This is a genomic window from Sporosarcina sp. E16_8, from assembly GCF_017347095.1.
GTDB lineage: Bacteria > Bacillota > Bacilli > Bacillales_A > Planococcaceae > Sporosarcina.
Map to the genome: position 1 here is coordinate 1 of NZ_JADPRZ010000117.1, position 1329 is coordinate 1329.

1 pseudogene is annotated in these 1329 nt (G+C 38.1%); it reads left to right on the plus strand.

The annotated features are described in order from the left end of the window. Positions 1–1329, plus strand: a pseudogene (locus tag I2484_RS21010) (hypothetical protein); the annotation flags it as partial.

Below are 1329 nucleotides of genomic sequence, written 5' to 3' on the forward strand. Positions count from 1 at the left end.
GAACCAATCTATAAATATAGGGGTACGGTTACGAAACCAGCTTCAGATAATCGCGTATATCGCTATCAAGGTAATGTAACAAAACCTGCGACAGATACTAGGACGTATGAGGATCGTTTCCAATATGAAATTTCACTTGATTATGAAAGGGTTGTACCTGTTCAAAAATGGACAAAAGGGAATCAGATTGTTGAGTTTTTCAAAAATGCAGGGGTGGAATTAAATGGAACCACGTTTACAGTAAGCGAAAATGACACATACACCGTTTATGCAGAAGATACGGCGGGTAATGAATCTATCGAAACAATAAATATAAGTAATATAGATAAAAAACCTATAACACCAATACTTTCTGCATCACCGATAACACCCACCAATGAAAACGTTACTGTTGAAATAAAGTACTCTGATAATTCCGTTGTAAAGAAATATCGAATTGATTCAGGAGTATGGACGGATTATACAGTACCAATTTCTATAATAAAGAACGGAACGGTTGAAGCTAAGGGGCAAAATTCTGAAGGGGAATGGTCAGAAATTGGTTCAATTTCACTAAATAATATAGATAAAACCGCCCCTGACATATCTTTATCAGCAAGCCCTACCACGCTTACAGCTACAGATGTAACAATTACAGCGGATATTCGAGACCTTGACAATGAGTTGTTCAAGACACCCGAAAGCACTAGCACCATACAAACACACACGTTTTCAATCCCTGGATTAAAAATGTTAAATGGGGCTAAGGCTAATACCGGTAACGCCGAAATTGTTAATGTAGACGGAGAAAAGGTTACTGTGAAAGTTTCAGGAGGTAACCCGTCACGGAAAGTAGAAACGGGTGGGAGTTATACACCTGAAGATACTAAGTATGTTGAAGGACAAACATCAAGTAGTTATAACTCAGGTGGCTATGTAGGTAATCTTTTACAATATGTATATAGTGGTAGTTATACTCCTAGTCATTCTATAGAAGTAACCGGTCAATCGTCTAGTTACTATAATTCCGGTGGGTATAGCGGAACTTTAAGTCAATACTATTATGGGCCAGGACCATCTTCATTAAGGTTAATATCAAGCAATCATGGGTATGGACAAGACCATTCAGGAATGTCAGGTAATGGGCAATATTTTTATGAATGTAATCCAAGTAATGGTAATCCCCAAGGTGGGTGGTTTTGTAAGTTGTACGAAGTAATTCCAGGAGAACCAATCTATAAATATAGGGGTACGGTTACGAAACCAGCTTCAGATAATCGCGTATATCGCTATCAAGGTAATGTAACAAAACCTGCGACAGATACTAGGACGTATGAGGATCGTTTCCAA